The organism is Membranihabitans maritimus, assembly GCF_021729145.1.
GTDB classification, from domain to species: domain Bacteria; phylum Bacteroidota; class Bacteroidia; order Chitinophagales; family Saprospiraceae; genus Membranihabitans; species Membranihabitans maritimus.
In genome coordinates, this window is the sequence record NZ_JAJSLW010000113.1 from 1 (window position 1) to 256 (window position 256).

The 256-nt window shown below is 41.4% G+C and carries 1 protein-coding gene and 1 pseudogene; both read right to left on the bottom strand.

The window, feature by feature from the left end; genetic code table 11:
• Positions 1-86: pseudogene (locus tag LVD47_RS24260) on the bottom strand (DMT family transporter); the annotation flags it as partial.
• Positions 86-256 (bottom strand): GNAT family N-acetyltransferase (locus LVD47_RS24265; protein WP_369427838.1); only part of this gene is annotated, 171 nt, incomplete at its 5' end. The pseudogene LVD47_RS24260 and the gene LVD47_RS24265, both read right to left, overlap by 1 nt.

Genomic DNA, 256 nt, shown 5'->3' on the forward strand with positions numbered 1-256 from the left:
TTCAATAGTTTAACTGCTACGTCCGAAAGTGAGGCAAACAGGTTACCCGCAATCAGCATTAGGATACCGACAGTGATATTCGACATTACTTCTCTAATCTCATGTCTACATGTGGAATATCATCTTCCAGGTACATCTCAGAGATCGTCTTGAATCCATGACTTTTGTAGAAGCTTTCTAGGTGTTGTTGTGCGCCAATATCGATGGTTGTACCCGGCCAAAAAACTTCACAGCTTGTTAATGCTTCTTTCAGTAG